Genomic DNA, 1,869 nt, shown 5'->3' on the forward strand with positions numbered 1-1,869 from the left:
CGGTCTCGGCATTCCTGCTGAACCGCTCTTCCGATCTTATGTCTATAATAGGAATAAAGAAGTTATTATTTCTTAAAATACCTATTATAGACATATTAATATCAGAGAATAACTTTCTAATTTCTGCAATTTCACGATTAAGCACTAAACATTCTGCGTAACAATGTACTGAAACACATTGTACAGTACCGTCTGCTAATTCAATAACATCAGAAATATTCAAATTATTAGCATATTGTAATCTACCCTCAATATGTTCCACCATATCCGCACTAGGGTTCATAACTTTATCTATGTAAGCATAGTTTTTATGAAAGAAATCCCGCCAATCACTACTTAAATAATCATTATTTTCAATACTAGCTATTTTAGTAGGAACATTAAAAGCCTTTGCTAAACCGCAGGCGATAATATTAATTTCATCCTGTTTAGTTAGTGCTATAAACATTTCAGCATCTTGTAATCCTGATTCTCTCATAGTGTCCACAGAAGTTATGCTTCCAGTTACCCCAGCCATAGCCTCTGTATCAGTTACATCCCTAACTAGATGAGGATTTTTATCGACAACCACAACATCTATACCTTCTTCTGCTAAATATTTAGCAACTTTTCTGGCAACCTTACTAATTCCACCTATTACTGCCTTCATACCTTAACCCTATACTGCTAATGCCACATTATTAGAAAAACTCTGTTGTAGCATAGCTATTACTTCAGAATGATTAGTTGATGTATTAATTTTTTGTCTTAATTCTGCTGAGTTCTTCAAGCCTCTGGTATGCCAACTTAAATGTTTCCTAGCAATTTTTATCCCTGTTTCAATTCCGTAATAATTTAAAATATCCTCAAAATGCTCTAATACCATCCCTAAACGCTCTTTTAGGGTAGGTTCTACTAATTTAGTACCGGTGTTTAAATAATGAATAATATGTTGAATAAGCCAAGGTTTACCATAGGTACCACGCCCTATCATAATCCCATCAGCTTTAGATATTTTTAAAGCTTCCTCTGCTTCTGCTTCGTTTTTAATATCACCATTGGCAATTATAGGAATACTTACTGCCTCTTTTACTAAACTAATAGCCTGCCAATCCGCAACACCACTAAAGAATTGTTGCCTAGTTCTGCCGTGTACGCTTACCAAAGCAATTCCGCTTTCTTGTGCTAATCTAGCCATTCTCGGAGAATTAATTGATGTGCTATCCCAGCCTAATCTAATTTTTACGGTAACCGGAATCTTCACAGCCCTAACCATGCTCTCCATCAATTTTGCCGCTAAAGTTTCTTCCCTAAGTAAAGCAGCACCAGCTATACCTTTAATTACTTTTTTTACAGGACACCCCATATTAATATCAATAAGGTCAACCCCTCTTTGTTCATTAATTTTAGCAGCTTTAACCATAGTTGCTATATCACTACCTGCTAGTTGTATCCCTAGCGGTTTATCAATTTCAGAAGAGTTTAGCATCCTATAGGTTTTCTTAGATTCTCTGAGCATTGCATTACCGGAAATCATTTCAGAATAAACTAACGGAGCTTCATAGTTTTTTACTAATTTTCTATAAGTTAAATCAGTAATTCCAGCCATTGGAGCTAATAACACAGGGTTATCAATTTGTAAATCACCTATTTTAATAGGTTTTAATCTAGAAATTTTCATTTTCCAAAATTTTTATTGCATGTTGTACTTTACTTTTGTAATATACTGAACTAACATATTAACATAATCTTTATTAAAGTTCAATTAAATATGCTAAGCAATCATAAAATAGCAGTTATTATTGTCTCTTCTGGCAAGGGTTCACGTTTTAACTTAATGAAGATCGGAAGAGCGTCGTGTAGGGAAAGAGTGTAGATCTCGGTGGTCGC

At 34.4% G+C, this 1,869-nt stretch carries 1 protein-coding gene; it reads right to left on the reverse strand.

Annotated features, from left to right (window positions below; translation table 11 throughout):
* Nucleotides 1–658 precede the first annotated feature (658 nt).
* Nucleotides 659–1,660 (reverse strand): tRNA dihydrouridine synthase DusB, encoded by a 1,002-nt coding sequence (dusB, locus tag ACQCX0_RS03585; protein ID WP_462562806.1) that lies wholly within the window; start codon nucleotides 1,658–1,660, stop codon nucleotides 659–661.
* Nucleotides 1,661–1,869 lie beyond the last annotated feature (209 nt).

The sequence above is a fragment of the Candidatus Hepatincolaceae symbiont of Strigamia maritima genome, from assembly GCF_055505085.1.

Coding starts and splice junctions, on each gene's coding strand:
- dusB (WP_462562806.1), bottom strand. CDS start 1,660: ATGAAAATTTCTAGATTAAAACCTATTAAAATAGGTGATTTACAAATT.